Here is a 25,278-nt window from a genome sequence, read left to right on the forward strand (position 1 = left end):
CTATTCAGCGATTGATTTGAGCCCGAACGAAAAAATCGCTCCTACAAGCCAGGACAACCTTAGCACCGCGGCTGGATCCCCGCCTTCGCGGGGATGACGGTAGCTGCGCCTTCGCGGGGATGACGGCGATGGATCATTCGAGGTCATTCCCGCGAAGGCGGGAACCCAGGCAGCGTCCCCCTCCGTCGCATCCCCTTCAGCACAGCAACATTAGCTGGCGTACAGGTAGGCCTCGACATCCATCCCGGCATCGCGCATCTGCGCCAGCTTGTAGCGCAGGGTGCGCGGGCTGATACCCAGGCGCTCGGCGGCTTCCTTGCGGCGACCGCGCTCGGCACGCAGGGTGTCGATGATCACCTGAAACTCACGACGGCGAAGGTCCTCGCCCAGCGCGCCGGCATCGACCGGCTGCGTCATCGGCGGGGCCATACTCGGCACCACAGCCAGGTGCGGCACGGCGCTCTGCACCGTCTGACCTATGGGTGCGTGCAGGCACAGATCCTGCACCTGAATCACCCCGCCCTGCTGCAGAATCAGCGCACGTTGAATGGCGTTGTCCAGCTCACGCACGTTGCCCGGCCACTGATGCTGCACCAGGCACTGCGCGGCCGACTCGGACAAACGCACCGGCGCCTGATTCATTTTTTTGACGTGCTTGGCCAGCAGCCGCTCGGCCAGCGGCAGAATATCGGCAGGCCGCTCACGCAGTGGCCGCCAGGCCAAGGGGAAGACCGACAGTCGATAATAGAGGTCCTCGCGGAAGCGTCCTGCGGCAACCTCGCTAGCCAAGTCACGGTTGCTGGTGGCCAGCACGCGAATATCCAGGTTGATTGGCTTGCGCGCGCCGACCCGTTCCACCTCACGCTCCTGCAACACACGCAACAACTTGGCCTGCAGCCCCAGCGGCATTTCGGAAATCTCGTCGAGCAGGATGGTGCCACCGTCGGCCAACTCGAACTTGCCCGGCTGAGCAGTGACCGCACCGGTGAACGCGCCCTTCTCATGCCCGAACAAGGTGGCCTCGAGCATGTTGTCGGGAATCGCCGCACAGTTGATGGCGATGAAAGGCCCGGAGGCGCGCGGCGACTGCTGATGGATATAACGCGCCAGCACCTCCTTACCGGTCCCCGACTCACCCGTGATCATCACCGTCGAATCACTCTGCGCCACGCGTGACGCCAGCTCCAGCAGCTGCACGCTGGCCGGCTCGAGCGCTACCGGACCATCGCAATCCCCCGCCGTCAATTTACCGAGAGCGTGCTTGGCCACCAGCTCCAGCAGCGTGCGCGGCTCGAACGGCTTGACCAGATAATCAGCAGCACCCTGACGGATGGCATCTACCGCCCTCTCTACCGCGCCGAAAGCCGTCATCAGCAATACCGGCAGTTGCGGATAACGACTACGGATCTGCGCCAGCAGTTGATGACCATCCATACCCGGCATGTTGACGTCGCTGACCACCAGCCCGAACGGCTCTTCGGTCAACGCGACCAAGGCCGCCTCGGCGCAATCGACGGCTCGATAATCATGCCCGCCCAGGCACAGGGTATCGGCCAGGGCTTCGCGCAGCGCGCGATCGTCTTCAACCAGCAGGACTTTGGCAGCCATGGGTTACTCCTGATTCGAGTGAGACGCCGCATCAAGCAGCGGCAGAGAAACTATGGCGCAGGTGCCACGACCCGCACGCGATTGCAGCAGCAACTGGCCCTGGTGAGCACGCGCCACTGCCTTGACCACCGCCAGCCCGAGGCCGGTCCCAGTGGTTTTGGTGGTAAAGAAAGGTTCGCCAAGACGCGCCAGGACTTCCCTGCTCATACCGGGCCCGTTATCGCTGACGCACAGGCGCAGCAGGCCGTCGCGGCGGTAGAGATGAATCTTCAGACGCGCATCGCGCCCGGCCGCCTGAATGGCGTTGTCGATCAGATTGAGCACGGTGCCGACCAGCGTGTCGCGATTGCACAGCAGTTCGCCGTCACGCACATCGCACTGCCAGCGCACAGCCATATCGCCCACATGGGCATCGGCAGCCGCACGCAGCGCATCGAACAGGGCCGACGGCGACAGACGATCCGGCAATGGCAGCTCGCCCCGGGCGAAGATCAGCATGTCGCGCACCTGGTTTTCCAACTCGTGCAGCCGCTCCTTCAAGCGCCCGGCGAAGCGCTGCTGCTGTTCGGCCGGCAGTACCTGTTCATTGAGGTGGCTTGCATAGAGCAACGCAGCGGAAAGCGGTGTACGGATCTGATGGGCCAGGGAAGCGACCATGCGCCCCAGCGCCGATAGGCGCTCATGGCGAGAGAGCTGATCCTGCAGGCGACGGGTTTCCGTCAGGTCGGTCAGTAGCACAAGCTGCCCCGGCTCCCCGTGCAGGGAACGCGTGGCGATAGATAGACGGCGGCCGTCGCGCATGGAAATTTCATGACCATCGTCTTCGCGCGGGGCGAAGTTGCGTGCGATCACCTGACGCCAGAGCATGCCCACCAGGGGCTGGCCGAGCAGCGCACGCGCCACGGGGTTGGCCTCGCGCACGACGCCCTGACCGTCGATGACGATCACACCGCCAGGCAACAGATCCAGCAGGCTTTGCAGACGATGGGCCAGACGCTCCTTCTCCGCCAGTTCCTGCATGCGCTGTGCACTGACCAGCGCCAGTTGCCCCTTCAGCTCATTGACCCGCGCCTCAAGCAGGCTGTAGGACTCGCTGAGCTGATTGGACATCTGATTGAACAGGGCAAAGGCCTGCTCCAGTCCCGCGCGGCTGGCTTGTTCGAGCGGTGCGGAGCCGCTTGGCTCGGCTGACTCGGTAGGACGAAGGTTGGCTTCCATCGGCTTCTCTCGTACGACGTACCGTCAGAAGACGGTCGGATACAAGAGCCTTAGCAATACCCGTGCCTACTTTTTTATTCTTATTTTTCAACCACTTAAAAAAACAAAGCCGGAGCTTGCGTCAAAGCTCCGGCTTTCTTTGCGGCGTTACGGATGTTCTGAAAAAGTTACTTACCGTCACTCCCGCGAAGGCGGGAGCCCAGGAGTTTCGCAGGTTCTGGATTCCCGCCTGCGCGGGAATGACGAGTTTCCCAGAGTTTCCTTAGCCTGAGGCTGAGGAATCAATCCTCGTCCTGACCATCCTCTTCGCGGCGGCTCATGCCGTACTTGCGCATCTTCTCGACCAGCGTGGTACGGCGAATCCGCAGGCGCTCAGCAGCCCGCGCCACCACGCCACCTGCATCATCCAGCGCTTGCTGGATCAGTCCCTGCTCCAGGTTACCGAGGTAGTCCTTCAGATCCAGCCCCTCCGGCGGCAGCATGGCTGGCGTATCGAGGCCCGGTAGACCTGCCATGATCGCAGCGCGCTCTTCCATTTCATCACGCAGACTGGCCGCAAGCTGCTCATCTTCGTCATCGACATGACGGAACTTCTTCGGCAACTCGCCCACCCCGATCACGCCATAGGGATGCATGATCGCCATGCGCTCCACCAAGTTAGCCAGCTCACGCACGTTGCCCGCCCAATCGTGGCGGCACAGCGACATGATGGCTGCCGAGTTGAAACGAATGGAGCCGCGCTTCTCGTGCTCCATACGCGAAATCAGCTCGTTCATCAGCAGCGGGATATCTTCGATACGTTCGCGCAGCGGTGCCATCTCGATGGGGAAGACGTTGAGGCGGTAATACAGGTCCTCACGGAAACTGCCATCCTCGATCATCTTCTCCAGGTTCTTGTGCGTAGCGGCAATGATGCGCACATCAGCAGTCTGCGTCTTGTTACTGCCGACACGCTCGAAGGTTCGTTCCTGCAACACACGCAGCAGCTTGACCTGCATCGGCAACGGCATGTCACCGATTTCATCGAGGAACAGCGTACCGCCATTGGCCAGTTCGAAGCGCCCCGCCCGACTGGTGATGGCCCCCGTGAACGCGCCCTTCTCGTGACCGAACAGCTCGCTCTCCAGCAACTCGGCCGGAATCGCGCCGCAGTTGACCGGCACGAACGGTGCCTCGCGACGCTTGGAGTGGTAATGCAGATTGCGCGCCACCACTTCCTTGCCGGTTCCGGACTCACCGAGGATCAACACGCTGGCCTCGGTATCGGCGACTTGCTGCATCATCTGCCGCACCTGCTGAATGGCACGGCTGGTGCCGACCAGGCTGCGAAACAGATTGGGTTCGCGCTGCCGACCACGATCACGGGCCTGGTCGTACATCTCGCGATAGACCTGGGCGCGATGCAGCGAGTCGAGCAGCTTGTTGTAGCTGAGTGGCGTTTCCAGACTGGCCAGTACGCGCCTGCGCAAATCTTCCGGCCACTCGACGATGCTGGCGTCGCCAACCATCAGAAGCGGCAGGAACTCGTCCCAGCCGGCAAGCTGCTTGGTCAGTTCAAGCGCCCCACCCTTGGCCTCGACATCGCCCAGCAAGACACTCAGCACCTCGCGACTGGACTCAAGCCCAGCCACGGCACTGCGCCAGTCCTGGCTTGTACAGGCCAGATGCTCTCCCCCGAGAAAGTTCAGAATGATCGCCAGTTCGTGGCGGCGCGCAGCATTGTCATCGATCAACAGGATTTTGGTTTCACGCCACATCTTGTGCTTGTCTGACCCGAGGAGTTAGGGAAATTGCACGCCAGTTCTTCGGCGCACACCGGCAACTTGCCACTAGTAAAGTCAAAAAATTGAAGCCAGTCAATTTTATGACGTGATTTTTTACCCGCTATTGGCTTCAGCCAAGCAGTCACGTCGAGACTTGAGCGATAAAAAGCACTAGAACCGAGAGGAAGGGAAAACGCAACGAAGAAGAGACCGAGCCAAACCACTGGGGATTAGCTCGGTAATGCAGGTTAATTAACCGAAAAGCTGATAAACCTTGGCGCCCTGGCGGGCTTGATTGAGCTGCACCAATTCGCCTGCCAGACGCTGCTGCTCGGTCTGACAAACGGTCACCAACTCACGGTACAGTGACAGCAGATTTTCCATGCTGCCGCGCAGCTGCTCTTCATCGCGACTCTCGACCATGGCCGCATCGACCGCCATGCGGCACTGCAGATCAAGCTCGCCAATCGCGGCCCAGTCCTGTTTGGCCAGGGCGTCGCGCAAGGCCGCACCGGTTGCTTGCAAACGCTGGACAGATGCACTCATAACCTTCTCCTCTGGCGCCATGCCATAACTAGGCAATGGCATCCCAACCGGATTTAACCTCGCGAAGCAGCGCGGCGACCTCTTCGAGCAGTGCAGGCTCATTGTTGCGATTGGCCTGCAGCAGCCGACTCGTCATATATTCGTACAGACCGTCCAGATTCGCCGCCAGCTCGCCGCCCTGGCGGTGATCAAGAGCCTCGCGCAGACCGCCGACGATGGCGATGCTCTTACTGATCAACTCGCCTTTCAGCTCGGTCTGTCCGCGCTCCATGGCGCCACGCGCTTGAGCTATTCGGGTCAACCCACCTTCCATCAACATCTGAATAAGACGGTGAGGGCTGGCCTCAAAAGCCTGCACCTGGGTATTGACGGTCTGGTACTGCTGAAGGGCCGCCATTGCATTCATCGTCGCTCTCGCTCTGCTGTTTGGCTGATACCTTGTGTATCGGCCCTGGCCGGCAAAGCTTTAGGTGAATTTAACTTACCGATAGAGCGTTAGGGAAACTCTGAAATAGCCGTCGTTCCCGCGCAGGCGGGAATCCAGAACCTGCGTAGTTCCTGGGCTCCCGCCTTCGCGGGAGTGACGATAGATGGCTTTTTCAGAATTTCCTGAGGCGAATCTAACCTGCCGATGCAGGCTCAACCTCGGGGCCGATGGCGTCCCAGGCTTCCTTGATCTGCCCCAGCAACGCCAGCACCTCGTCCAGACTACGCGGCGTGTCGTCTAGCGCTACACCGGCCAGGCGACGGGTCATGTAGTCGTAGAGCGCGTCCAGGTTCTCGGCAATTTCGCCGCCCAGCTCCTTGTCTAGCCCGGCCTGCAAAGCGCCGATGATGGAGAGGGTGCTGCCGACGGCCAGGCCGCGAACTTCCGGATTGCCCTCGAGCTGGGCATGGCGGGCCAGAGACAGACGCTCCAGGGCGCCCTGCAGCAATAACTGAACGATACGGTAGGGGCTGACGTCCTGCGCGGTGTTGACCGTTTTGTAGGTGTCGATTGGATTGCTCATGGCTTATCAGCTGCCCTTTTTCACTACGCCGGGCAGGCTGCCCAGGGCCTGCGCCAGGCGATCACTGGTCTGGTTCAATTGCCCCACCAGCGAGTCCATGGCGTTGAACTGGGCGAACAGACGGGTCTGCAACTGCTCGATACGGCGGTTGAGGGTTTCTTTCTGCTTGTCGATGCCGCTGATGGTGGTTTGCAGCCCCTTCATACGCTCATCGAGAATGCCGCCGACTTGCGTGTAACCCTCGATACGCTGCTCGAGGCGCTTCATCAAGCCACTATCGCCGGTGAAAAAGGCACCTACTGCGTCGTAGTTGTCCTTTAAAGCGCTATCGAGTTTGCCGTCGTCGATCTTCAGGGTGCCGTCTTTCTGCGTGGTAATACCCAGGTCGGCCAGGGTACGCACGGCATCTCCCGATGCCCCGACCGGATTGCCCAACTCGCTGCGCACCCCGCTAAGCAAGGTACGCACAGTCGCATCGCCGACCAAGCCCCCTACCACTGGCGCCTTGCCCTCGCCGACCTGGGTGACATTGGTCAGCTCGCTGGTGGTGGAAATCAGCTTGTTGTAGGTATCGACGAACTTCTTGATGCTGCTTTTGACCCCGGCGTTGTCCTGGCCGACGGTCACGTTCAGCGGCTTGCCCGCCTCGGTCTTGCCGACCAGGGTAAGAGTCACGTCGGGAATGGCGTTGTCGATGCTGTTGCTGGCGCTGCTCAGGCTCAGGCCGTCGATCTTGAACTCGGCGTTCGAAGCCTGCTCCAGGTAGCCCGCAGCGGAGCCGCTGACTGCAGCGAGCGTACCCACAGGATTGTCCGGGTCGCTGTAGTCGATGCTGCCGATGGCCAGATCGGCGAGCGCGGCATCAGCCGTCTCGATATAGATATCCTTGCCGGCGCCGGTTTCCTTGGCGCTGAGCACCAGCCGCGAGGTGCCGCCGGCCGGGTCATTGACGATATTGGCGCTGACGCCCTTGTCCTTCAGCGCCGTGTTGAGTTTGTCGCGAATCGCGGCCAGGTCGTCGCCCGCCTCGATGGCCACGTCGACGCCGGCCTCGTCGCCGGCACCCAGCTTGACTGTCAGGGTACCCGCCCCCGTGGCGCTGAAATCCGAGGCGAGCGTCTGGGTCGCCACCTTGCTGGCACTCGCCAGGCGCCCGACCTCGACCTGGTAGCTACCGGCCAGGGCTGCGCTGCCGGCACTGGCCGTCAACGCAGTGGTATTGGACGAAGTGGCCGTGCGCTTTTCGAACAACGACGGGTTGTTAAGATCCTTGAGCGCCGTCTGCAGTTCGCTCAAGGCGCTCTTGAGCTGGCCCAAGGCGGAAAACTTGGTGGTGGAGGCCTTCTCCAGGCGCGCCAGCTGCGCCTCCTTGGGCGCCCGCTCGGCGTTGACCATGGCACCGACGATGCTGTTGATATCGATACCGGAGCCAATTCCCGTTATGCCAGCCATAAGTTCCACCTCGCCATTGAGTTGACGCGAACACCACGCCAACGCGCAGAATCAGCAATAAACGTACCACCCCACCCGCTCAGAGTTCGTGAAGAAATCGTCGCGAGCGAAGGCAGATTGCGTTTCGCCTGCGCGCAGCAAGCGGAGTGTATTGCAATACATGAGCATTGCGAGCACAGCCGAAATGCGAGATGCCGAGCGCAGCAGATTTATTCACAAGCTCTCAGGCCTGGGCATTGAACAGCAGGCTACGCACCTCATCCAGGCTTTCGGCCAGACGCAGCGCTTCTTCAGAGGGAATCTGACGAATGACCTCGCCCGATACGCCGTCGGTCACCTTGACCACCACCCGCCCGGTCGAGTCGTCCAGGCTGAAATTCAGGTTGCGCTGAATGCTCTGGGCGAACTCGCGGATGCTGGATACCGCCTCCTCCACGGACTGACGCCCGACCTCCGGCACTTGCTGCAACGCGGATTGACGATCTTCCGACCCCTGCTGCAGCGAAGCAGGTGCGCCCGCCTCACCACGCACCGCCCTGGTGGATCCAGCGCCGGTAATGCCGCCAAGCAGATTGTTTTCCATAACTTCACCTAAGATGGCAAAGCGGGGAGTAGCGCAAGCGCTACCCCCCGTGGTTCACAGCAACCAGCCCCAAGCTTAACGCAGCAGGCTGAGGACTGCCTGCGGCAGCTGGTTGGCCTGGGCCAGGATAGCGGTACCGGCCTGCTGCAGCACCTGATTTTTGCTCAGGTTGGCAGTTTCGGCGGCAAAGTCGGTGTCCTGGATACGACCACGGGCAGCCGATACGTTTTCCGAGATGTTTTGCAGGTTGGCGATGGTGTTATCGAAACGGTTCTGCACGGCACCAAGATCGGCACGCTGCGCATCGATGTTAGCCAGAGCGCCATCGATGACCGCGATCGCATCCTGGGCATTGGAGGCCGTATCAACCTTGATATCGGTAATACGGTTGAGCTGGCCAACCGTCTGCCCGGTCAGCTCATCCACGCTGGCACCCTCGATGGTGAATACCGACGAGGCGTTGAACTGAACGGTGCCCACAGCCTTGAACGCCGCATTGGTCGCATCCAGAGTGTAGTCACCGGCGAAGGTACCCGAGCCATTATCGACATTGACGGTCAAATTAACAGCTGCGCCACTTCCGGCGTTGCCCTTATAGTTTTGGATTTCGATGTTGTCGCCATTCACCGCGGCCACTAGCAGCTCGCCGTCGCTGTTGATACTGGCGCTCAGCCCGTTAGTGCCAGACTCGGCATTGATAGCATCACGCAAGGCAGCCAGATCGGTAGCATCATCTCCCGAGGCGGTGATGGTCACAGAGGTCTTGGTGCCACCCTTTGTGCCGATATCGAAACTGATGGCATCGAAGGTGTGGTTGGCTGGATCGGTATCGCTGGTATCGGCAGTCAAGCCCAGGCCGTTCCCGAAGGAGATGGTGTTCTTGGCAACAGCCGAAACGCCAGTTTCCGAAGCCGCCATATTGACCGCCTTGGCAATCTCGGAAGCACTGCTGTCTGCCACGACAGACACCGTCTTCTTGCCCAGCGAGCCTTTAATGTCGATATCGCCGGCCTTGAACCCTACATTCCTCTTGGCAGTGGCCAAGTCAGCCGCTGCGGCACCCGTGCCGGTGATCGAACCAGCAACGTTAGAACGGTAAGATCCCAGTGCATCGGACGACGCGCTGGTCAAGGTGACGTTGATGGTCTCGTTGGCATTGGAGCCAACCTGGAACGCAGTGGAGCCAAAGCTGCCATCCAACAGTTTACGCCCACCAAATGTAGTAGTATCCGCGATACGGGTCAGCTCCTCCTTGAGTTGATTCACCTCGGCGCCGATTGCCTTACGCTCTTGAGCTGAGTTGCTGCCGTTGGCCGACTGCAAGGCCAGATCGCGCATACGCTGCAGGATATTGGTCGACTGCTGCAGGGCACCTTCGGCGGTCTGCGCCAGGGAGATGCCGTCGTTGGCGTTGCGCACTGCTACACCCAGACCATTGATCTGGCTGGTCAGGCGGTTGGCGATCTGCAGGCCGGCGGCGTCGTCCTTGGCGGAGTTGATGCGCGAACCGGTGGACAGGCGCTGCAGGGAGGTATCCAGCGCCTTGGACGAGGAGTTCAGGTTGCGCTGAGTGTTCAGGGACGCAATGTTGGTATTGACAGTAAGGGCCATGGTGTTGCCTCCAATGGGCTGGTACTCAGATGAGCCGGGTGCTGCGAGCGTTTGGGCGGTCGCCTTGCTCAGGCACCCAGTTACTTCGCATTCGTCTCTTGTATCGGCGCTGCCGGTGATGGCTTTAGGTTTTTTTCGAGTTTTTTGTGGATTTTTTTTTGTGTTTTAAAACAGCTGGTTATGGGGATATCAGGATCGACGCAGGGGGTTCGCCAAAGGGTTGTCGGATTTGCCGGCAGTTTTTGCCGTCTCGTAGGGTGGACAACGCGCAGCTTGTCCACCGTCCTCATGCTATGGCGCCGATAAACCCGCGCCGGCTGCCGCTGGAAATGCTGCGCGGTTTTCCTCGGGGTGGCCATCCACCCAACGCGCCGCCCCGGATGGCATCCGGACTGTAGGAGCCGCGCCTCGCGGCGAATGCACTCGGGCAGGCTGCGCAGAAAGCAAAAGCTTCGCCCCGGGGCGGGGCTCCTACAGCCGGAATTCGTAGCCCGGGATCACGCCCCAGCGATTTCCCCCGGATGCAATCCGGGGAAAACGCCCGCCTGCCCCGGATTGCATCCGGGCTACAAGACCACAACGCCTGGTGCAGTTGGCCTTGCCCGGTCAGCGCAGATGGTTGAACAGGTTGAGCCCGGCGATCTTCACGTAGCTCTGCTGCGCCGCCTCGAGGATCACCGACTGGAAGGCCAGGCGCGACAGCGCTTCAGCGTAGTCCAGTTCGCGCAGTTCGGCCTGCACCGCCTTGTTGACCAGTGTGACGTCCTCGTTGTCGGTCAGCGAGGTCTCCACCACATTGAGCCGCGCGCCGATCTGCCCGCGCACCTGATCCAGGGCAACCATATTGTTGTCCAGATTGGTGAGCCCCAAGGCCACCGCATCGCGTACCTGGCGATTGCCCTCCGCGCTATCGGGCGCGTCTTCCAAACTTTTACGCAAGCTGGCGATGGTATTGAGGATGCCAACCTTGTTGGCAGGCGCGGTAGCCGGGTTGGTATCCGGCGGCTGCACGGTGAAGCTTGAACCGGCAGGCGGTACGCCGTTGATATGGAAGGCCACGCCGCCGTACTGCACCAGGCTGTCCTGCCCTTCCACCAGGCGTCGGCTGACCGGCACGCCATCCACCCCGTTACCGTCCACCGGGGTCAGGGTATAGGCCAGAGGGTCGGCCGGATCGTTGAACTCCAGGCGAATGCCGCCGGCGGGGAAGTTGGCGAAGGCCACCTCATCGTCCACCAGCGCGCCGCTGACGAGGGGCGCGGCAGGCGCCGGCGGATTACCACCGATGCTCAGGCGCCCGGCATTGCGGCCGCTGTCGAATATCGCCCGGCCGCTATCGCTGATCGGCAGCTCCAGGGAGCTGGCGATCTGCAGTTTGCGCTGGCCGTCGTCGCCCTGGTACAGATAGTTGCCATCGGCCGTGCGCAGATAGGGCTGGGTCTTGCCCTGGAAGCCGGCGAACAGGTATTCGCCACGAGCATTGCGGGTGTTCATCAGCGCCAGCAGTTCGTCTTCGCGCTGGCCCAGCTCGGCGGCGATGGACTGGCGGTCGGTCTGGCTGAGCGCGCCATTGCCGGCCTGCACCGTCAGCTCGCGCACCTGCTGCAAGATGGTGTTGACCGAATTGAGAGTGACCTCCTCCTGAGTCAGGCTGTTCTTCGCCGCCGTCAGGTTGGACTGGTATTGGCTCAGCACCGACTGCTGCTGCTCCAGCTGCAGCAGGCGCACCGAAGCCACCGGGTCGTCCGCCGGGGTGAGAATGCGGTTGCCGGTACTGATCTGCTCCTGGGTACGGATGGCATTGGCGTAGTTACGCTGCAGGCCGGAAACCCCGTTGTTGAACGCCTGGATGGTGGAGATGCGCATGCTCTGGCCTCTTGGTGCAACCGCCAAACCTAGGCGGATTCTGTAGGGTGCGCCATGCGCACCAGGTAGTTCATCGGTTCGCACGACCTAGACGGCCGCGTGTACCTTAGGGGAGCTCTGAAAAAGCCATTTTCCGTCACTCCCGCGAAGGCGGGAGCCCAGGTACTACGGAGGTTCTGGATTCCCGCCTGCGCGGGAATGACGACTACTTCAGGGTTTCCCTGGGGTTTATCTAAGGCTATGTCTGCGCTAAGTGTTGGGAGTGGGTGCAAAGGCCCGTAGGGTGGGCTTTAGCCCACCAACGGTGGTTGGCGTGGGCTAAAGCCCACCCTACAAGGCTCCCGGCCTTCCTTGGAACCCTAGCAACAGTTAACAGGGACATAGCCTTATCTAAATAAACTGATCAGGGTATCGAACAAACTGCGGGCAACTTGAATGATTTGTGCCGAGGCGTTGTAGTACTGCTCGAACTTGATCAGGTTGGCCGCTTCTTCGTCCAGGTTGACCCCCGACAGCGAATCGCGGTAGTCGGTGGCCTGCTTGAGAATCGCCGTGGTCGCCTCGCCATCCAGACGCGCCTGGGCTGTCAAGGTGCCAACCCGCTGGACCAGGTCGCCGTAGCCATCGGAGAAGCTCACGCCGGTAGTGCCCGAGGCTGTGGGATCGACGCCGATGGTCGCTTTGGATTGCAGGTCGGCCAGTTTCAAGGCGTTGCGGTTGTCCGACACGCCGTTGGCGTTAAAGGCGACGGAGAAGATATCGCCCGTCTGCGGTCGGCCGCTGAAAGTCTGCGATATCTCCAGCGTGCTTCCGCCCGAGGTAATCGTGTAACTAAGCATGTTGCTCTGCCCGGGCGTGATGCTCAGGGTAGCGGGCGTGATGGTAATGCCTGCCGGCCCACTCAGGTTCAACGTACCCGTAGTGGCCGGTGCAACCGGCTCGGCATAGGTCATGGTCAGCGGCGACAGGTCTTTGAGATCCGCCAGGATCATCGGATCCTGGACGTTGTCTATGGAAGGCTGACCGATAACCGCATTCCCTCGATTCTGCAGGTTCGCCTCTGCGCGCAAGGGGGCCGCGAAAGCCAGTTGATCCGGCTGATCGAGCACCACAGCGATATCACGGGCGCCGCGACGGGTCGGCTGCAGCAGGAAGATGTCACCCGCTGCGGGCGCCGGCGTGCCCACGTCGATAGTGAAGCCCTGGTCGCGACCATTGCTGTCGCCGAAACTGAGCGTGCCGGGCGGGCTCTCGGTAACGCTCATCATCGCGTTATCGCTAAGGCGGCGCGCCGTATAGTTGGTACCGTCGAACTCCAGGCGGTAGTCGCTGGTGGTCAGCAGGCTGGTGTCGCTGATATTGAGCAGCGGCTGGGCATTGCTGGTGTTGCTGCTGAAGGCGCGCACGCGCAGTGCCGCCAACGCCGGATCGTTGAAGTCGCCGAACAGCGCACTCCCCACCTGCCCCTTGAGGTCGAGGCCCTGGCCAAGCTGACTGTTGACCTGATCGCTGACGGCCAGGGCCAGACGACCAAGTGCATTGAAGGTGGAGTCCAGCACCTCCTCGCGATAGCGGATCAAGCCACCCAGCTCGCCGCCGCTGAGCTGGGTGGTAATGGTCTGGCGCGAGTTGCCGCTGACGAACTGCACCTCGAAACGCGTGGGATCGCCCAACCCCGGCCCAACCTCGAGGCGATTGGCGGTGGCGCCGACTACCAGTGGCTGACCGGAGCCGATGAACAGGTTGTAACTGTTGTCATCCTGCGGCACCACGGTGACGCCAACGTAGGTGGACAGTTGACGTACTGCCTCGTCGCGGGCATCGAGCAGGTCGTTGGGCTGCTGACCGTTCGCCGCGGCGATGGCGATGGCGTTGTTCAGGCTGGCTACGCTGGCGGCCAGGCGGTTGACCTCGTCGCTGACCGCCACCATCTGCTTGTTGAGGAAATTGTTCTGCTCGTTCAGGCGCTCGTAAACGGTATTGAAGCGCCGCGCCAGACCCTCAGCCTCGGAAAGCACCAACTGCCGCGCCGGGATATTGGCCGGATCTTCCGCTGCGGTCTGCAACGCGGCGAAGAAGGACTGCAGCGAGGGGGTGATGCCGGTGGTGGAGCCGGCCAGCAGGGCGTCGAGCTGGTCGATCTGGCTCTTGTAGGCAGCCACGTCGCTGGCCAGCGCGGTGCTGGAGCGCAGCTGGCTTGTGAGAAACTCGCTGTAACTGCGGCGGATGTCGGTTAGCGTGGTGCCCGAGCCGATATAGCCGGCACCACTGAACTGCGGCACGCGCGTGGCCTGCACGGCATCCTGGCGGGTGTAGCCGGGCGTATTGACATTGGTGATGTTATGACCGGTAACACTGATCTGGGTCTTGCTGGCGGCAAGCCCGGACATGCCAATACTGAGTAGGTCAGCCATGGTTCAGCCTCAAGTCCTTGTGGTGCCGCTGTCGGCAGCGGCCACAGCCTGGTAGGTCTGCATCTTGCGCGCGATCTGCGAGATCTTGCGCGCGTACTGGGGGTCGGTGGCATAACCGGCCTGTTGCAGCTCCTTGACGAAGCGCTCCGGATTCTCGGTGACGTTCAGCGCCTTCTCGTAGCGACCGTTGTTCTGCAGGAAGCTGACGTAATCGTCGAAGCTCTGTGCGTAGGAGTCATATGCACGGAAGCTGGCCGCCTCCTTGACCGCCTTACCACCCTTGTATTCCGTGGTCAGCACGCGGGCCGACTCGCCCTCCCAGCTGCCATGGGACTTGATGCCGAACAGGTTGTGGCTACTCTCGCCATCGCGGGTGCGGATGATCGACTTGCCCCATCCGGTTTCCAGCGCGGCCTGGGCCACCAGATAACGCGGGTCGACACCGATCTTCTCCGCGGCGGCTTCCGCCATCGGCAGCATGGTGGCGACGAATTCCTGCGGTGAGCTGAATGCGGCTTTGCCCGGCGCCAGCGGCGGTTGAGCAATACGACGGCCCGTCAATGCATCACTGTTGCCAAGGCTCAGGCCGCGATCCTTGGGCGCGGCGCTGGCCTGCGCCGGAATCCAGTCATTACCGGCCAGCGTTTTACCTTCGGCCGCAGAAGGTACGATGCCCGCCAGCAGACGGTCAGCCAATTTGCCCGGAACAGCCAGGCGGCGACGGTTGAGCAGCGCCACGTCATCACGGAAACCTTCGCTGCTGGCAACCTTGTCGGCTTTGCTCTCAGCCGACGCAGCAGCCGGCTGTTCGACCTGCGCGAATGGATTGGGACGGCTCGACGGCTGTTTGATCTTCGACATCTGCCGCACCAGCACGTCGGCCAGGCCGATGCCGCGCCCTTCTTTGGAAAGAGTCACCGCCAACTGCTGGTCGTGCATGTCCTGGTAGGTCTTGCTCTCGTTGCTGTTCATGAAGTTGCCCTCGCCGAATGCGGCGTTGGCCGACCGCATGGCCTTGAGCATTTCGTTCATGAACAGGGATTCGAACTCCTGCGCGACCTTGCGAATGTTCTGCTCGGTATCGCCGCCTACCTTGAACTGGTTGAGGCGATTCAGATCGGTGAACGCACCGCTGTCGACCGGGCTTTTACCGTTACCAAGCAGACCGGCTGAAAGTCGGGAATCCATGCTGGCAATCCTCCTCAGATCACGATCAGGTCAGCCTGCAGAGCGCCGGCTTGCTTGAGCGCCTCCAGGATGGCCATCAGGTCGGAAGGTGCTGCGCCTACCTGGTTAACGGCACGCACGATCTCGTCGAGGCTGGTGCCGGGGCCGAATTTGAACATCGGTTTGGCCTCTTCCTCGGCGCCCACGCGAGAGCGCGGCACCACCGCGGTCTGCCCGCCAGAGAATGCCTCGGGCTGGCTGACGATGGGGTCTTCGGTAATGGTCACGGTCAGGCTGCCATGGGTCACGGCAGCCGGCTGCACTTTGACGTCCTGGCCGATGACGATGGTGCCGGTACGCGAATTGATGATGACCTTGGCCACCGCCTTGCCGGCCTCGACCTGCAGGTTCTCGAGAATCGACAGGTAGTCGACGCGCTGATTCGGGTCGAGCGGCGCGCTGACGCGAATCGAGCCGCCATCGATGGCCTGGGCCACGCCAGGGCCAAGCAGGTCGTTGATTTGATCGACGATATTCTTCGCCGTGGTGAAGTCAGGGCGATTGAGGTTCAAAGTCAGGTAATTGCCCTGATCGAAACCACTCGGCACTGGACGCTCGACGGTAGCCCCGCCAGGGATGCGCCCGGCGGATGGCACGTTGACGGTGATGCGCGAACCGTCGGCACCACTGGCGTCGAAACCACCGACCACCAGGTTGCCCTGGGCGATGGCGTAGACGTTACCGTCGATGCCCTTGAGCGGCGTCATCAGCAGGCTGCCACCGCGCAGGCTCTTGGCGTTACCGATCGAGGAAATGGTGATGTCGATGGTCTGCCCCGGCTTGGCGAACGCCGGCAGGTCAGCATGCACCGACACGGCCGCGACGTTCTTCAGCTGCACGTTGCCACCTGGCGGCACCTTGATGCCGAACTGCGCCAGCATGTTGTTGAAGGTCTGTACGGTAAAGGGGGTCTGCGTGGTCTGGTCGCCGCTGCCATTGAGGCCGACGACCAGGCCGTAGCCGATCAGTTGGTTGCTGCGCACCCCCTGGATGGAGGCAAGATCCTTGAGGCGTTCGGCCTGGGTCGGCAGGCTCAGCAGCAGGCAACCGAGCATGGTTGCCAGCAACAGCCAGTCGTTGGCGCCACGACGACGATAGCCGCGATGGACGGCGGCGAATTGCCGGCGGCAGGAGCTTGCCTGCACCGGCAACGTTTTACCTGCGGGCCACAATATCCGCAGGAGCGAGCCAGGCTCACGAACCGCGCTCGACTTGAAAGCTTCGCGAGCAGAGCTCGCTCCTACATGATTCATCTCCATTCCCCTGATCAGAACGGCCACATCGGGCTGAGGAAGAAGCGGCTCAACCAACCCGGCTGACTGGCGTCGGCGAAGGCGCCAGTCCCGGAATAGGTGATGCGCGCATCGGCAACCCGAGTGGACGACACGGTGTTGTCAGTGGAGATGTCGTCGGCACGCACCAGCCCGGAGATACGCATCAGCTCATCGCCAGTATTGAGCGTCATCCACTTCTCGCCACGCACGGCCAGAATGCCGTTGGGCAGCACTTCAGCGACGGTCACGGTGACCGAGCCAGACAGGCTGTTGCTCTGCCCTGCCTGACCAGAACCGGAGGCATCACGCTGGGAGTTCCAGCTCGAATCCAGGCTCAGATTGTTGTTGGTCATGCCCAGCGCGCTGAGGCTGCGCAGCGGGTTGTCCGGTGCAACGGCCATGCCGAACAGGTTGGGCACACCCATTGTGCCGCTGCTGTCCTTCTGGATATTGCTGTTGGCGTTCTTGCTGGCCTGGGTGCGCTCATTGAGCGTGATGGTGATGATGTCGCCGACACGGAACGCCTTGCGGTCGTCATACAGACCATTTTCGAAACCGGCCTGATAGATCGAGCCGTTGTTCTGCGCAGCCGGCAAGGGGGTACGCGGTAAAACCGGCGCGTAATAGGGATCGTCCGGCTTGGCTGTCGGCGCCACGCAGCCGCTACCGAGCAGCAGGCCAGCCAACAGGGGGAAACAGAGAATTTGCCGGTTCATAACCACTACCTCGCGGCGTTCACAACAGTGTCAAAAATCAGAGGTTCTGCGTCACGAAGGACAGCATCTGATCGGCGGTGGAAATCACCTTGGAGTTCATTTCGTAAGCGCGCTGGGTGGTGATCATGTTCACCAACTCCTCCACCACGCTGACGTTGGAGTTTTCCAGGGTGTTCTGCAGCGTGGTGCCCAGGCCATTGAGCCCCGGGTTGCCCACCTGCGGCGCACCACTGGAACCGGTCTCGAGGAACAGATTGTTGCCGATGGCTTCCAGGCCCGCAGGGTTGACGAAGTCGGCCAGCTGGATATTGCCGATGATCTGCGGCTGCGGATTGCCGGCCGTGGTCACCGAGACGGTGCCATCCTCACCGACGGTGAAGGTGCGCACTTCGTTGGGCAGAACGATCGCCGGTTCCAGAGCAAAGCCCTGGGAGGTGACGATCTGGCCGTCGGAGTTGAGGTGGAAGCTGCCATCACGGGTATAGGAAACGGTGCCGTCGGGCTGCAGAATCTGGAAGAAACCACGGCCATTGACGGCAAGGTCGAGCGGTTGCTCAGTTGTTTGCAGGCTACCGGCGGTGAAGATCTTCTGCGTACCCACCACGCGCACACCAGTGCCGAGCTGCAAACCCGAAGGTAGCTCGCTGTCCTGGCTGGACTGGCCACCTGGCTGACGACGGATCTGATAGAGCAGATCCTCGAATTCCGCGCGATCACGCTTGAAGCCGGTGGTCGCCACGTTGGCCAGGTTGTTGGAAATGGTGGTCAGGTTCATGTCCTGAGCGGACAAACCGGTCTTGCTGACCCACAGTGCCGGAAGCATATAGATTCTCCTCGGGCGCCGGTTTTACGGCGCCGCGTGCTGGTAATTAGCTAATTTGCAAAACCCGCGCCATGGCCGACGAGTTGTCCTCGGCGGTGCGCATCATCTTCACCGACAGCTCGAACTGACGGGACAGGGAGAGGATCGCGGTCATCTCTTCAACGGCGTTGACGTTGCTCGCCTCGAGGAAACCCGACGTCACCTGAACGGTCGCATCGGCCTCTACCTCGGGCTGCCCCTTCACACGGATCAGGCCATCGGCGCCCTTCTCCATGCTTTTCGGATCAGGGTTGACCAGCTTGATGCGATCGACTTCGGCCAATACGTTGGGGTTTTCACCAAGCGCACGAATGCTGATGGTGCCGTCCTGGCCGATCTCCACCTTCTGCTCCGGCGGTACGGCAATCGGCCCGGCATTGCCCATGACCGGCAAACCGTTGCCGGTACGCAGCACGCCCAAGGCATCGATATTCAAGCTGGCAGTGCGAACATAGGCCTCGCTGCCATCGGGTGCCTGCACGGCGATCCAGCCCTTGCCGCCAATGGCCACGTCCATATCGCGCCCGGTTTCCTGCAGCGCCCCCGGACGGAAGTCGGTAGCCGGACGTTCGCTCATGGCGAATACGCGCGCCGGATAGGTTTCACCGAACAGCGGCATGGAGCGCGCCTGCTCGAAATCGCGACGAAAACCCGAGGTGGAAACGTTCGCCAGGTTATTGGCGTGGGCGCGCAGAGCCAGTGTGTTGTTCTGCGCTCCTGTCATGGAGACGTACAGCATCTTGTCCATGGTAATTCTCCGAGTGGGCGACGTGCCCTTGGCTCTTTGCATTGACTACAGCAAGCGCCGTGCCAGACTCGAAAAATAAATACAAGACACTGATTTAAAAGGAATTTACAGGGCTAGCATGAAAGCTATAGAAGCGCGGCGGCGAGGTTTTGCCGGCCCTGGAACGGCAAAGCGGCAAGCCAGGCTTGCCGCTTTGCCTAACCCTCCCCTATCAACGCAGGTTGATGATGGTCTGGGTGATGGCGCTTTCAGTCTCGATGGTCTTGGCGTTGGCCTGATAGTTGCGCTGGGCCACGATCAGGTTCACCAACTGGTCGGACAGCTCGACGTTGGAATCCTCCAGTGCACCAGCTTGAATAGCGCCTAAAGTGCCAGACCGGGGTGGATTACGAACCGGCTCACCTGATTCGAAGGACTGCACCCACTGCGTTTTACCCACAGGAGTCAAACCCTGGACATTCGCGAAATTAGCAAGAATTACCTGACCCTGCACCTTCGATTGGCCATTGGTGTAACGCGCAAAAATCACCCCCGTATCATCAATCTCAATCCCAGCCAGTTGTCCAGTGGTATAGCCATCTTGACTCACACTGTTTACCGCAAAGGAACTAGCAAACTGCGTAGAGCCTCGTAAATCTAAGGCAAACGGGCTTGGTGAAGTGGCTCCGTTGGCCCCCCACACTGGCGTTGCACCGGAAGTATCAAGTCCAGCTGGCTGCCAGTCCGAATAGCGGATAACTCCCTCATCTACAGTGAAACCAGCTGGCAAGGGCGTTGCATTTAGCGCAGCAGTATCCAACTGCCCCGCCGGCGTAAACTGGAGCGGTATCACTGCTGGCACTGGAGGCTCCTGCGCAGCATCACCCGGACTGCGCCCATCGATCAAAACTTGCATATCCCAAGAATTTGCTCCCGTCTTCACGAAGTACTGAGTGAGAACATGAGCATTACCTTGAGAATCATAAATATTTGTTGAAGTTGAAGAGTTGTACGTTGTTGGATCGCCCGCATTAAAAGGCGTGGTCACCGGCACAGTATTGGTGGAGTTCAAGTTGAACAATTGTGCAACCTGGGTAGTTGCCTTAGGCTGTTGACTTGCAGTCTGAATTTGTAGATTACCCACAACCCCGGTCTGCAGATTGCCATTGGCATCCACAGTATAACCCTGAAGATTGTAACCGAAATTATCCACAATAAAGCCATTACGATCAGTCCCAAAGTAGCCCGCCCGAGTGTAACTGAGCGCACCATTGTTACTGACCTGAAAAAAGCCATTGCCGTTAATAGCAAGATCCAAGGCATTCTGTGTGTAGTTAACATTACCCTGATTGAATAGCTGCGAAATGTTCGACAGCAAAACCCCACTACCCTGGGGGTTCTTCCCAGTACCCAATACTGATGCTGCATAGACATCAGAAAACTCTGCACGCGATTGCTTGAAGCCTGCCGTACCAGCATTCGCGATGTTGTTGCCCGTGACGTTTAGATCTTTTGTCGCGGCACGCAGACCACTGAGACCAATATTGAACGACATGGAAGACTCCTTTGCCGGAACGTCCGGCGGCAATAAGTTACTGGCCGATGACCTGCACTTGAGAAAGCGGAACACTGCCCAGACCGGCAAGGTTGAGCATCAGCTCGTTGCGGCCCAAGGTGACACTGTCGACATTGGCCGGCAACAGGGTGTAAAGCCCTTTGGTCTCGGTACCGTAAGTGGCCTGGGCCTCGAACTTGTAGGTACCCGGCGGCATCAGGTTGCCGCTGGAATCCTTGCCATCCCAGATGAAACTGACGTTCCCGGCAGCCTGCTCACCCAGGTTGATACGGGTAACCACCGATCCAGCGCTGTCATAGACGTTGACATATACGTTGCTACTGCTGACCGGAAGGATAGTGCTGGCCTTGAAGCTCTCACTGGTATCGACCACCGCCTTCTCGCTCGGCACAATGACCTTGCGCCCGACCAGGGAGGAGGCCTGAAGCGCCTGCGAGGACTGGAAGCTGGACATCATCGAGCTGACACTCGAGTTCAACTGCTGAATACCTTCCAGGCTGCTGAACTGCGCGAGCTGAGCGATGAACTCACCGTTGCCTTGCGGCTCCAGCGGGTTCTGGTTATTCAGCTGCGCCACCAGCAGATTGAGGAACTCGTTCTTGCCGAGATCCTTGTTTTGTTTGGTTTCCTGCTTGATCTGGTACTGATCGAGTACCGAACTCGTGCCGCTTACCGTGCTCATCCCTTGTCTCCTTTCAAAGCATTACTGACCGAGGGTCAGCACACGCTGCAGCATCTGTTTGGCGGTATTCATCATTTCCACGTTGGTCTGGAAGGCGCGACTGGCAGAAATCATGTCGGCCATTTCCTCGACCACGTTGACGTTCGGGTAGTAGACATAGCCGTCAGCGTTGGCCATCGGGTGATCTGGCTCATAGCGTGGCATCAGGCTGCTCTGATCCTCGATCACGCCCAGCACCTGCACACCACGCCCGGCCTCATCCTGTTCGGCGAACAGCGAGCCGCGGTCGCCGCCTTGAGCACTCTGAAATACGGTGGCGAACACCGGGTGGCGAGCGCGGTAGGTCTGATCCAGGCTCGAGGAAACAGTCTCGGCGTTGGCAATGTTGCTGGAAATGGTGTTCAGGCGAGTGCTCTGCGCGCTCATGCCGGTTCCGGCGATATTGAAAACACTGGCAAGGGACATGGCCTGACTCCTTATTCGCCGCGCAGGGCTGCAGTCAGCCCTTTGAATTTGCTATTGAGAAAGGTGAAGCTGGCCTGAAACTGCACCGAGTTTTCGGCGTAGTTCGATTGCTCGATCTGCAGGTCGACGGTGTTCTGATCCAGCGACGCGTGGAACGGCGTGCGATACGGCAGCTCGGCTTCGCCGGTCTTCACGCCCTCGGCTGGGATGTGGCGGCTATCGGTGCGGCTCAGAGAAACGCCGCCACGCTGCATGCGGCTGCTCTGTTCGGCCAGTACGCTGGCGAAATCCAGATCGCGCGCTTTGTAGTTCGGCGTATCGGCGTTGGCGATATTGTTGGCCAGCACCTCGGCGCGTTGGGCGCGAAAGCCGAGGGCTTGTTCGTGAATACCGAGTGCTCTGCCGAAGTTGATGCTCATGTTCCGAACCTTTGCCGCTTGGGCCATGTAGTCACTGTTGCAAGCTATCCAGCAAAGGCTGTGCCAATTTATTTAATCCAATTAAATCAATACTTTAATAGCATTCAGGCGGAAAAATAACGGCAAAGCGGCAAGGCTTTACCGCCTATTGGCAAGCAAGCGGCAAAGACAACCGGACAGATTGCCGCCCCGCCGAACCCTGGGGCGCGCGATGCGCATCGGTTCTTCTGCACCAGGCCAAACCGCTGGTGCCTACGGCGAAACCTATCCGATCGGGCCCATGGTTTTCAGAGTCCAGAAACGCAAACGGGAGGCCAAAGGCTAATGCTGATCAGATAAGTTCGTCACCACCCCCTCCTACTTGCAGTAGAGGGGCGTTTTTCGTAGGAGCCAGCTTGCTGGCGATGCTTTTTATGGCGGATCGCCGGCAAGCCGGCTCCTACAAAGATCGAGTGCAACGGCTTAACTGACTGGCATTAGGCCAAAGGCCTCCCGCTGCTGATACCAAACATGCCTTGCGCCTATTTGGCCTTGTAGATGATCCCCGGGCTGCACTGCACCATCTGGTACTTGTCCGGCAGGCCATTGAGCGCTTCGGAGGCGCCAAGGAACAGATAGCCACCCGGCTTGAGGGTGGCATGGATGCGCGTGAGGATGTCCTTCTTCACCTCGGCCGAAAAGTAGATCAGCACGTTGCGGCAGAAGACGATGTCGAACTTGCCCAATGCCGCGTAGCTATCCAGCAAGTTCAGTGGGCGAAACTCGACACGGCTCTTGATAGGCGCCTTGACCTGCCAACGCCCTGGCCCCTTGGGGTCGAAGTAGCGCTGCAGTCGCTCCTGCGAAAGCCCGCGCCCCATGGCCAGGCTGTCGTATTCACCGGACTTGCAGTTGGCCAGCATCGAAGGCGAAAGATCGGTGGCGACGATCTGCACACCTGCCTTGAGCTGACCGAGGTTGGTACGCTCGAACTCATCGATGGCCATCGACAGCGAGTATGGCTCCTGCCCGGACGAGCAGGCGGCCGACCAGATACGCAGGCGCTGCCCCGGGTAGGCCTTGATCAACTCCGGCAGTACACGGCTCTTGAGCACCTCGAAGGGATAGGTGTCGCGAAACCACAGGGTCTCATTGGTGGTCATGGCATCCACCACCTGCTCGCGCAACCCGCCTCGCGGCTGGCTCTGCATGCGCTGCACCAGCTCGCCCAGGGTCTTGATGCCGTTCTGTTCCATCAACTTGTTCAGACGGCTGGAGACCAGGTACTGCTTGTTGCTGCCAAGCAGAATACCGCAGGCCTTTTCCAGGAAAGTCCGGAACTGCTCGAAATCCAAATTACCTGAAGACACTAGTGCCGCCTCTGCAACCATAACGTTCGCCGAAGGTCATCCTTCAGCCCCCATCCGATATACGAATGCGATCGACCACGCGCGCCGCCAGATCATCTGGCTTGAACTTGGCGAGGAAGTCGTCAGCGCCGACCTTCTTCACCATCGCCTGGTTGAACACACCGGAAAGCGAAGTATGCAGGAGGATATGCAGCTTCTGCATGCGCGGATCGCTACGAATCTCCGTGGTCAGCGTATATCCGTCCATCTCGGGCATCTCGATGTCGGAAATCAGCATCAGCAGTTCCTTGTCGGGATTATGCCCCTCGTCGGCCATTTTCTTGAGGTAATTGAGTGCCTCGCGGCCATCGTTCAGCGCCGTCACCTCGACGCCAACGGTCTGCAGGCAGCGCAAAACCTGTTTGCGCGCCACCGAGGAGTCATCGACGATCAGCACATGCTTGGTCACCGCCTGACTCTGCACCTGATCATCGATGACGCCAGCGGAGATCACTTCCGAGGTCGGCGCGACTTCGGCAAGAATCTTCTCGACATCGATGATCTCGACCAACTGCTGGTCGAGCCGCGTGACTGCTGTCAGGTAGTGATCGCGTCCGGTGCCCTTGGGTGGCGGATGGATCTCCTCCCAGTTCATGTTGACGATACGTTCGACCGAGCGCACCAGAAAACCCTGAACCTTGGTGTTGTACTCGGTGATGATCACGAAGCTGGTCTTCAGATCTTCCAGCGCGGCACGGCCGGTAGCGATGGAAAGATCGAGAATCGGGATGGTGCCCCCGCGAATGTTGGCCACCCCCCGCACCACCGGACTTGATTTGGGCATGATGGTGAGTTTCGGGCATTGCAGCACCTCTTTCACCTTGAATACGTTGATACCGTAAAGCTGTGGGCCTTCCAGGCGAAACAGCAACAACTCCAAGCGGTTCTGTCCCACCAACTGAGTGCGCTGGTTAACCGAATCCATCAACCCGGCCATGCCCGGACTCCTTCTTATCCAGTAACGCCTACCCCGTTGAGCCTAGCAGGCGGCACGGGGCTTGCTTTGCATTGCTTATGAAGCAGAGAACGTCATCATTCCGTCAGCTACTAGCAAAGTGCCTTGCCCCTTTGCCCGTTTTACTCGCTTTGCCGACACTCGGCTACAGCGCTACGGCGGCTGCCACCTTCACCAGCACTGAACAACTTATCGGCGCCACCGAGGCCTTTCTTGAGCAGGCGACCACTGAATATCTACAGCGTAGCGAAATTCAGGGCCGCCATGAGATTCGCGTCAACCGTCTCGACCCACGGTTACGCCTGCCTCTGTGCGATCAGCCGCTGACCACCACGCTGGAAAGCCCGGCGCAGCCGCTGGGCCGTGTCACTACGCGCGTGCGCTGTGACGGCAGCGCTCCGTGGACAGTATTCGTGCCCGCTGAAGTGCGCTTGTATCGCCCCATTGTCGTACTGACTCGCCCGCTCAAGCGCATGAGCGTAGTCAAAGCTACGGATTTGAGCCTGGTTGAACGCGATGTCGGTCAATTGGGTCAGAACTTTCTCACCGACCTGAATCAGGCGATCGGCAAAAAATTGACGCGCCAGCTCGGTAGTGACCAGATTCTTCTTTCGACTCATCTGCAAATAGCCGAGGTCATTCGGCGCGGCGACCAGGTGGTGATCAGCGCTCGCGGCGCTAGCGTGAGTGTCCGTATGCCCGGCGAAGCTCTGACCGATGGTGCTCCAGGCGAACAGATCAACGTGCGTAACCTGCGTTCGCAGCGAGTCGTTCGAGCCCGCGTTGTCGGGCCTGGGCAAGTGGAAGTACCCATGTAGGCATGTTTCTTGTAGCGCAAAGACGTGGCGATTCCCTACACTGTTAAACGACGCGATGAAATTAATCCTAAAGTTTTCCCGGCAGCAGCCGAGAAGCA

Annotated in this window: 23 protein-coding genes; 1 reads left to right on the forward strand and 22 read right to left on the reverse strand. The window is 60.2% G+C overall.

Features of this window, described 5'->3' with window-relative positions; all coding sequences use genetic code 11:
- Positions 1–210: 210 nt before the first annotated feature.
- From fleR to PSOLE_RS06710, 22 genes are all read right to left on the reverse strand, one after another.
- Positions 211–1,608 (reverse strand): sigma-54-dependent response regulator transcription factor FleR, encoded by a 1,398-nt coding sequence (fleR, locus tag PSOLE_RS06605; protein WP_074857644.1) that lies wholly within the window; start codon positions 1,606–1,608, stop codon positions 211–213.
- 3 nt (positions 1,609–1,611) lie between these two features.
- Positions 1,612–2,826 carry a sensor histidine kinase gene (locus PSOLE_RS06610; RefSeq protein ID WP_074857641.1) on the reverse strand — a complete coding sequence of 405 codons (1,215 nt, stop codon included), beginning with the start codon at positions 2,824–2,826 and terminating at the stop codon, positions 1,612–1,614.
- A gap of 281 nt (positions 2,827–3,107) precedes the next feature.
- Positions 3,108–4,583, reverse strand: a complete 1,476-nt coding sequence (locus PSOLE_RS06615) for a sigma-54 dependent transcriptional regulator (RefSeq protein ID WP_074857638.1) — start codon at positions 4,581–4,583, stop codon at positions 3,108–3,110.
- Between the two features lie 258 nt (positions 4,584–4,841).
- Complete coding sequence (locus tag PSOLE_RS06620) at positions 4,842–5,135, reverse strand: flagellar protein FliT (protein ID WP_074857634.1); 294 nt, start codon at positions 5,133–5,135, stop codon at positions 4,842–4,844.
- A gap of 28 nt (positions 5,136–5,163) precedes the next feature.
- Complete coding sequence (gene fliS, locus PSOLE_RS06625) at positions 5,164–5,541, reverse strand: flagellar export chaperone FliS (RefSeq protein WP_074857631.1); 378 nt, start codon at positions 5,539–5,541, stop codon at positions 5,164–5,166.
- Positions 5,542–5,755: 214 nt separating this feature from the next.
- The gene (gene fliS, locus PSOLE_RS06630; RefSeq protein WP_074857628.1) at positions 5,756–6,145 is read right to left on the reverse strand and encodes a flagellar export chaperone FliS; all 390 of its coding nucleotides are present in this window, start codon (positions 6,143–6,145) and stop codon (positions 5,756–5,758) included.
- A gap of 6 nt (positions 6,146–6,151) precedes the next feature.
- Positions 6,152–7,597 (reverse strand): flagellar filament capping protein FliD, encoded by a 1,446-nt coding sequence (gene fliD / locus PSOLE_RS06635; RefSeq protein WP_074857625.1) that lies wholly within the window; start codon positions 7,595–7,597, stop codon positions 6,152–6,154.
- Positions 7,598–7,820: 223 nt separating this feature from the next.
- Positions 7,821–8,180 carry a flagellar protein FlaG gene (locus PSOLE_RS06640; RefSeq protein ID WP_083393732.1) on the reverse strand — a complete coding sequence of 120 codons (360 nt, stop codon included), beginning with the start codon at positions 8,178–8,180 and terminating at the stop codon, positions 7,821–7,823.
- 75 nt (positions 8,181–8,255) lie between these two features.
- Entirely contained in the window at positions 8,256–9,791 is a 1,536-nt protein-coding gene (locus PSOLE_RS06645) for a flagellin (RefSeq protein ID WP_074857622.1), read from the reverse strand.
- Positions 9,792–10,397: 606 nt separating this feature from the next.
- Positions 10,398–11,657, reverse strand: coding sequence for a flagellar hook-associated protein FlgL (gene flgL / locus PSOLE_RS06650; protein ID WP_074856838.1), 1,260 nt, complete (start codon positions 11,655–11,657; stop codon positions 10,398–10,400).
- Positions 11,658–12,043: 386 nt separating this feature from the next.
- The gene (gene flgK / locus PSOLE_RS06655) at positions 12,044–14,071 is read right to left on the reverse strand and encodes a flagellar hook-associated protein FlgK (RefSeq protein ID WP_074856834.1); all 2,028 of its coding nucleotides are present in this window, start codon (positions 14,069–14,071) and stop codon (positions 12,044–12,046) included.
- A 9-nt stretch (positions 14,072–14,080) separates the two neighbouring features.
- Entirely contained in the window at positions 14,081–15,259 is a 1,179-nt protein-coding gene (gene flgJ, locus PSOLE_RS06660) for a flagellar assembly peptidoglycan hydrolase FlgJ (protein ID WP_074856831.1), read from the reverse strand.
- 14 nt (positions 15,260–15,273) lie between these two features.
- A complete protein-coding gene (locus PSOLE_RS06665) occupies positions 15,274–16,353 on the reverse strand; it encodes a flagellar basal body P-ring protein FlgI (RefSeq protein ID WP_074856846.1) in 1,080 nt (359 codons plus the stop codon).
- Positions 16,354–16,565: 212 nt separating this feature from the next.
- Positions 16,566–17,288: a flagellar basal body L-ring protein FlgH gene (flgH, locus tag PSOLE_RS06670; protein WP_074856829.1), complete on the reverse strand. Its 723-nt coding sequence runs from the start codon at positions 17,286–17,288 to the stop codon at positions 16,566–16,568.
- 37 nt (positions 17,289–17,325) lie between these two features.
- Entirely contained in the window at positions 17,326–18,111 is a 786-nt protein-coding gene (gene flgG / locus PSOLE_RS06675; protein WP_037050359.1) for a flagellar basal-body rod protein FlgG, read from the reverse strand.
- A gap of 46 nt (positions 18,112–18,157) precedes the next feature.
- Positions 18,158–18,898 carry a flagellar basal body rod protein FlgF gene (locus PSOLE_RS06680; protein WP_074856826.1) on the reverse strand — a complete coding sequence of 247 codons (741 nt, stop codon included), beginning with the start codon at positions 18,896–18,898 and terminating at the stop codon, positions 18,158–18,160.
- A 211-nt stretch (positions 18,899–19,109) separates the two neighbouring features.
- Complete coding sequence (gene flgE, locus PSOLE_RS06685; protein ID WP_074856821.1) at positions 19,110–20,432, reverse strand: flagellar hook protein FlgE; 1,323 nt, start codon at positions 20,430–20,432, stop codon at positions 19,110–19,112.
- A gap of 37 nt (positions 20,433–20,469) precedes the next feature.
- Positions 20,470–21,135 carry a flagellar hook assembly protein FlgD gene (flgD, locus tag PSOLE_RS06690; RefSeq protein WP_074856819.1) on the reverse strand — a complete coding sequence of 222 codons (666 nt, stop codon included), beginning with the start codon at positions 21,133–21,135 and terminating at the stop codon, positions 20,470–20,472.
- A gap of 21 nt (positions 21,136–21,156) precedes the next feature.
- On the reverse strand, positions 21,157–21,600 hold the full coding sequence (flgC, locus tag PSOLE_RS06695) for a flagellar basal body rod protein FlgC (RefSeq protein ID WP_074856816.1): 444 nt from the start codon (positions 21,598–21,600) through the stop codon (positions 21,157–21,159).
- Between the two features lie 11 nt (positions 21,601–21,611).
- Positions 21,612–22,019, reverse strand: coding sequence for a flagellar basal body rod protein FlgB (gene flgB, locus PSOLE_RS06700; protein WP_074856814.1), 408 nt, complete (start codon positions 22,017–22,019; stop codon positions 21,612–21,614).
- A gap of 521 nt (positions 22,020–22,540) precedes the next feature.
- On the reverse strand, positions 22,541–23,368 hold the full coding sequence (gene cheR, locus PSOLE_RS06705; protein WP_039964674.1) for a protein-glutamate O-methyltransferase CheR: 828 nt from the start codon (positions 23,366–23,368) through the stop codon (positions 22,541–22,543).
- 43 nt (positions 23,369–23,411) lie between these two features.
- Entirely contained in the window at positions 23,412–24,344 is a 933-nt protein-coding gene (locus PSOLE_RS06710; RefSeq protein WP_074856811.1) for a chemotaxis protein CheV, read from the reverse strand.
- Between the two features lie 77 nt (positions 24,345–24,421).
- Here PSOLE_RS06710 and flgA point away from each other — a divergent pair, with 77 nt between their 5' ends.
- Entirely contained in the window at positions 24,422–25,180 is a 759-nt protein-coding gene (gene flgA, locus PSOLE_RS06715; protein ID WP_074856809.1) for a flagellar basal body P-ring formation chaperone FlgA, read from the forward strand.
- The last annotated feature ends 98 nt before the right edge of the window (positions 25,181–25,278 follow it).

It is taken from the genome of Pseudomonas oleovorans subsp. oleovorans (genome assembly GCF_002197815.1).
GTDB lineage: Bacteria > Pseudomonadota > Gammaproteobacteria > Pseudomonadales > Pseudomonadaceae > Aquipseudomonas > Aquipseudomonas oleovorans.

Excerpts from the sequence above, each read along its gene's own strand:
- flgJ (WP_074856831.1), bottom strand. The coding sequence starts at position 15,259 with ATGGATTCCCGACTTTCAGCCGGTCTGCTTGGTAACGGTAAAAGCCCG.
- flgB (WP_074856814.1), bottom strand. The coding sequence starts at position 22,019 with ATGAGCATCAACTTCGGCAGAGCACTCGGTATTCACGAACAAGCCCTC.
- flgE (WP_074856821.1), bottom strand. The coding sequence starts at position 20,432 with ATGTCGTTCAATATTGGTCTCAGTGGTCTGCGTGCCGCGACAAAAGAT.
- flgA (WP_074856809.1), top strand. The coding sequence starts at position 24,422 with ATGAAGCAGAGAACGTCATCATTCCGTCAGCTACTAGCAAAGTGCCTT.
- PSOLE_RS06710 (WP_074856811.1), bottom strand. The coding sequence starts at position 24,344 with ATGGCCGGGTTGATGGATTCGGTTAACCAGCGCACTCAGTTGGTGGGA.
- fliD (WP_074857625.1), bottom strand. The coding sequence starts at position 7,597 with ATGGCTGGCATAACGGGAATTGGCTCCGGTATCGATATCAACAGCATC.
- flgH (WP_074856829.1), bottom strand. The coding sequence starts at position 17,288 with ATGAACCGGCAAATTCTCTGTTTCCCCCTGTTGGCTGGCCTGCTGCTC.
- fliS (WP_074857628.1), bottom strand. The coding sequence starts at position 6,145 with ATGAGCAATCCAATCGACACCTACAAAACGGTCAACACCGCGCAGGAC.
- PSOLE_RS06615 (WP_074857638.1), bottom strand. The coding sequence starts at position 4,583 with ATGTGGCGTGAAACCAAAATCCTGTTGATCGATGACAATGCTGCGCGC.
- flgD (WP_074856819.1), bottom strand. The coding sequence starts at position 21,135 with ATGAGCACGGTAAGCGGCACGAGTTCGGTACTCGATCAGTACCAGATC.
- flgC (WP_074856816.1), bottom strand. The coding sequence starts at position 21,600 with ATGTCCCTTGCCAGTGTTTTCAATATCGCCGGAACCGGCATGAGCGCG.
- fliS (WP_074857631.1), bottom strand. The coding sequence starts at position 5,541 with ATGAATGCAATGGCGGCCCTTCAGCAGTACCAGACCGTCAATACCCAG.
- PSOLE_RS06610 (WP_074857641.1), bottom strand. The coding sequence starts at position 2,826 with ATGGAAGCCAACCTTCGTCCTACCGAGTCAGCCGAGCCAAGCGGCTCC.
- PSOLE_RS06640 (WP_083393732.1), bottom strand. The coding sequence starts at position 8,180 with ATGGAAAACAATCTGCTTGGCGGCATTACCGGCGCTGGATCCACCAGG.
- PSOLE_RS06620 (WP_074857634.1), bottom strand. The coding sequence starts at position 5,135 with ATGAGTGCATCTGTCCAGCGTTTGCAAGCAACCGGTGCGGCCTTGCGC.
- PSOLE_RS06665 (WP_074856846.1), bottom strand. The coding sequence starts at position 16,353 with ATGCTCGGTTGCCTGCTGCTGAGCCTGCCGACCCAGGCCGAACGCCTC.
- PSOLE_RS06680 (WP_074856826.1), bottom strand. The coding sequence starts at position 18,898 with ATGGACAAGATGCTGTACGTCTCCATGACAGGAGCGCAGAACAACACA.
- flgG (WP_037050359.1), bottom strand. The coding sequence starts at position 18,111 with ATGCTTCCGGCACTGTGGGTCAGCAAGACCGGTTTGTCCGCTCAGGAC.
- flgK (WP_074856834.1), bottom strand. The coding sequence starts at position 14,071 with ATGGCTGACCTACTCAGTATTGGCATGTCCGGGCTTGCCGCCAGCAAG.
- PSOLE_RS06645 (WP_074857622.1), bottom strand. The coding sequence starts at position 9,791 with ATGGCCCTTACTGTCAATACCAACATTGCGTCCCTGAACACTCAGCGC.
- flgL (WP_074856838.1), bottom strand. The coding sequence starts at position 11,657 with ATGCGCATCTCCACCATCCAGGCGTTCAACAACGGGGTTTCCGGCCTG.
- fleR (WP_074857644.1), bottom strand. The coding sequence starts at position 1,608 with ATGGCTGCCAAAGTCCTGCTGGTTGAAGACGATCGCGCGCTGCGCGAA.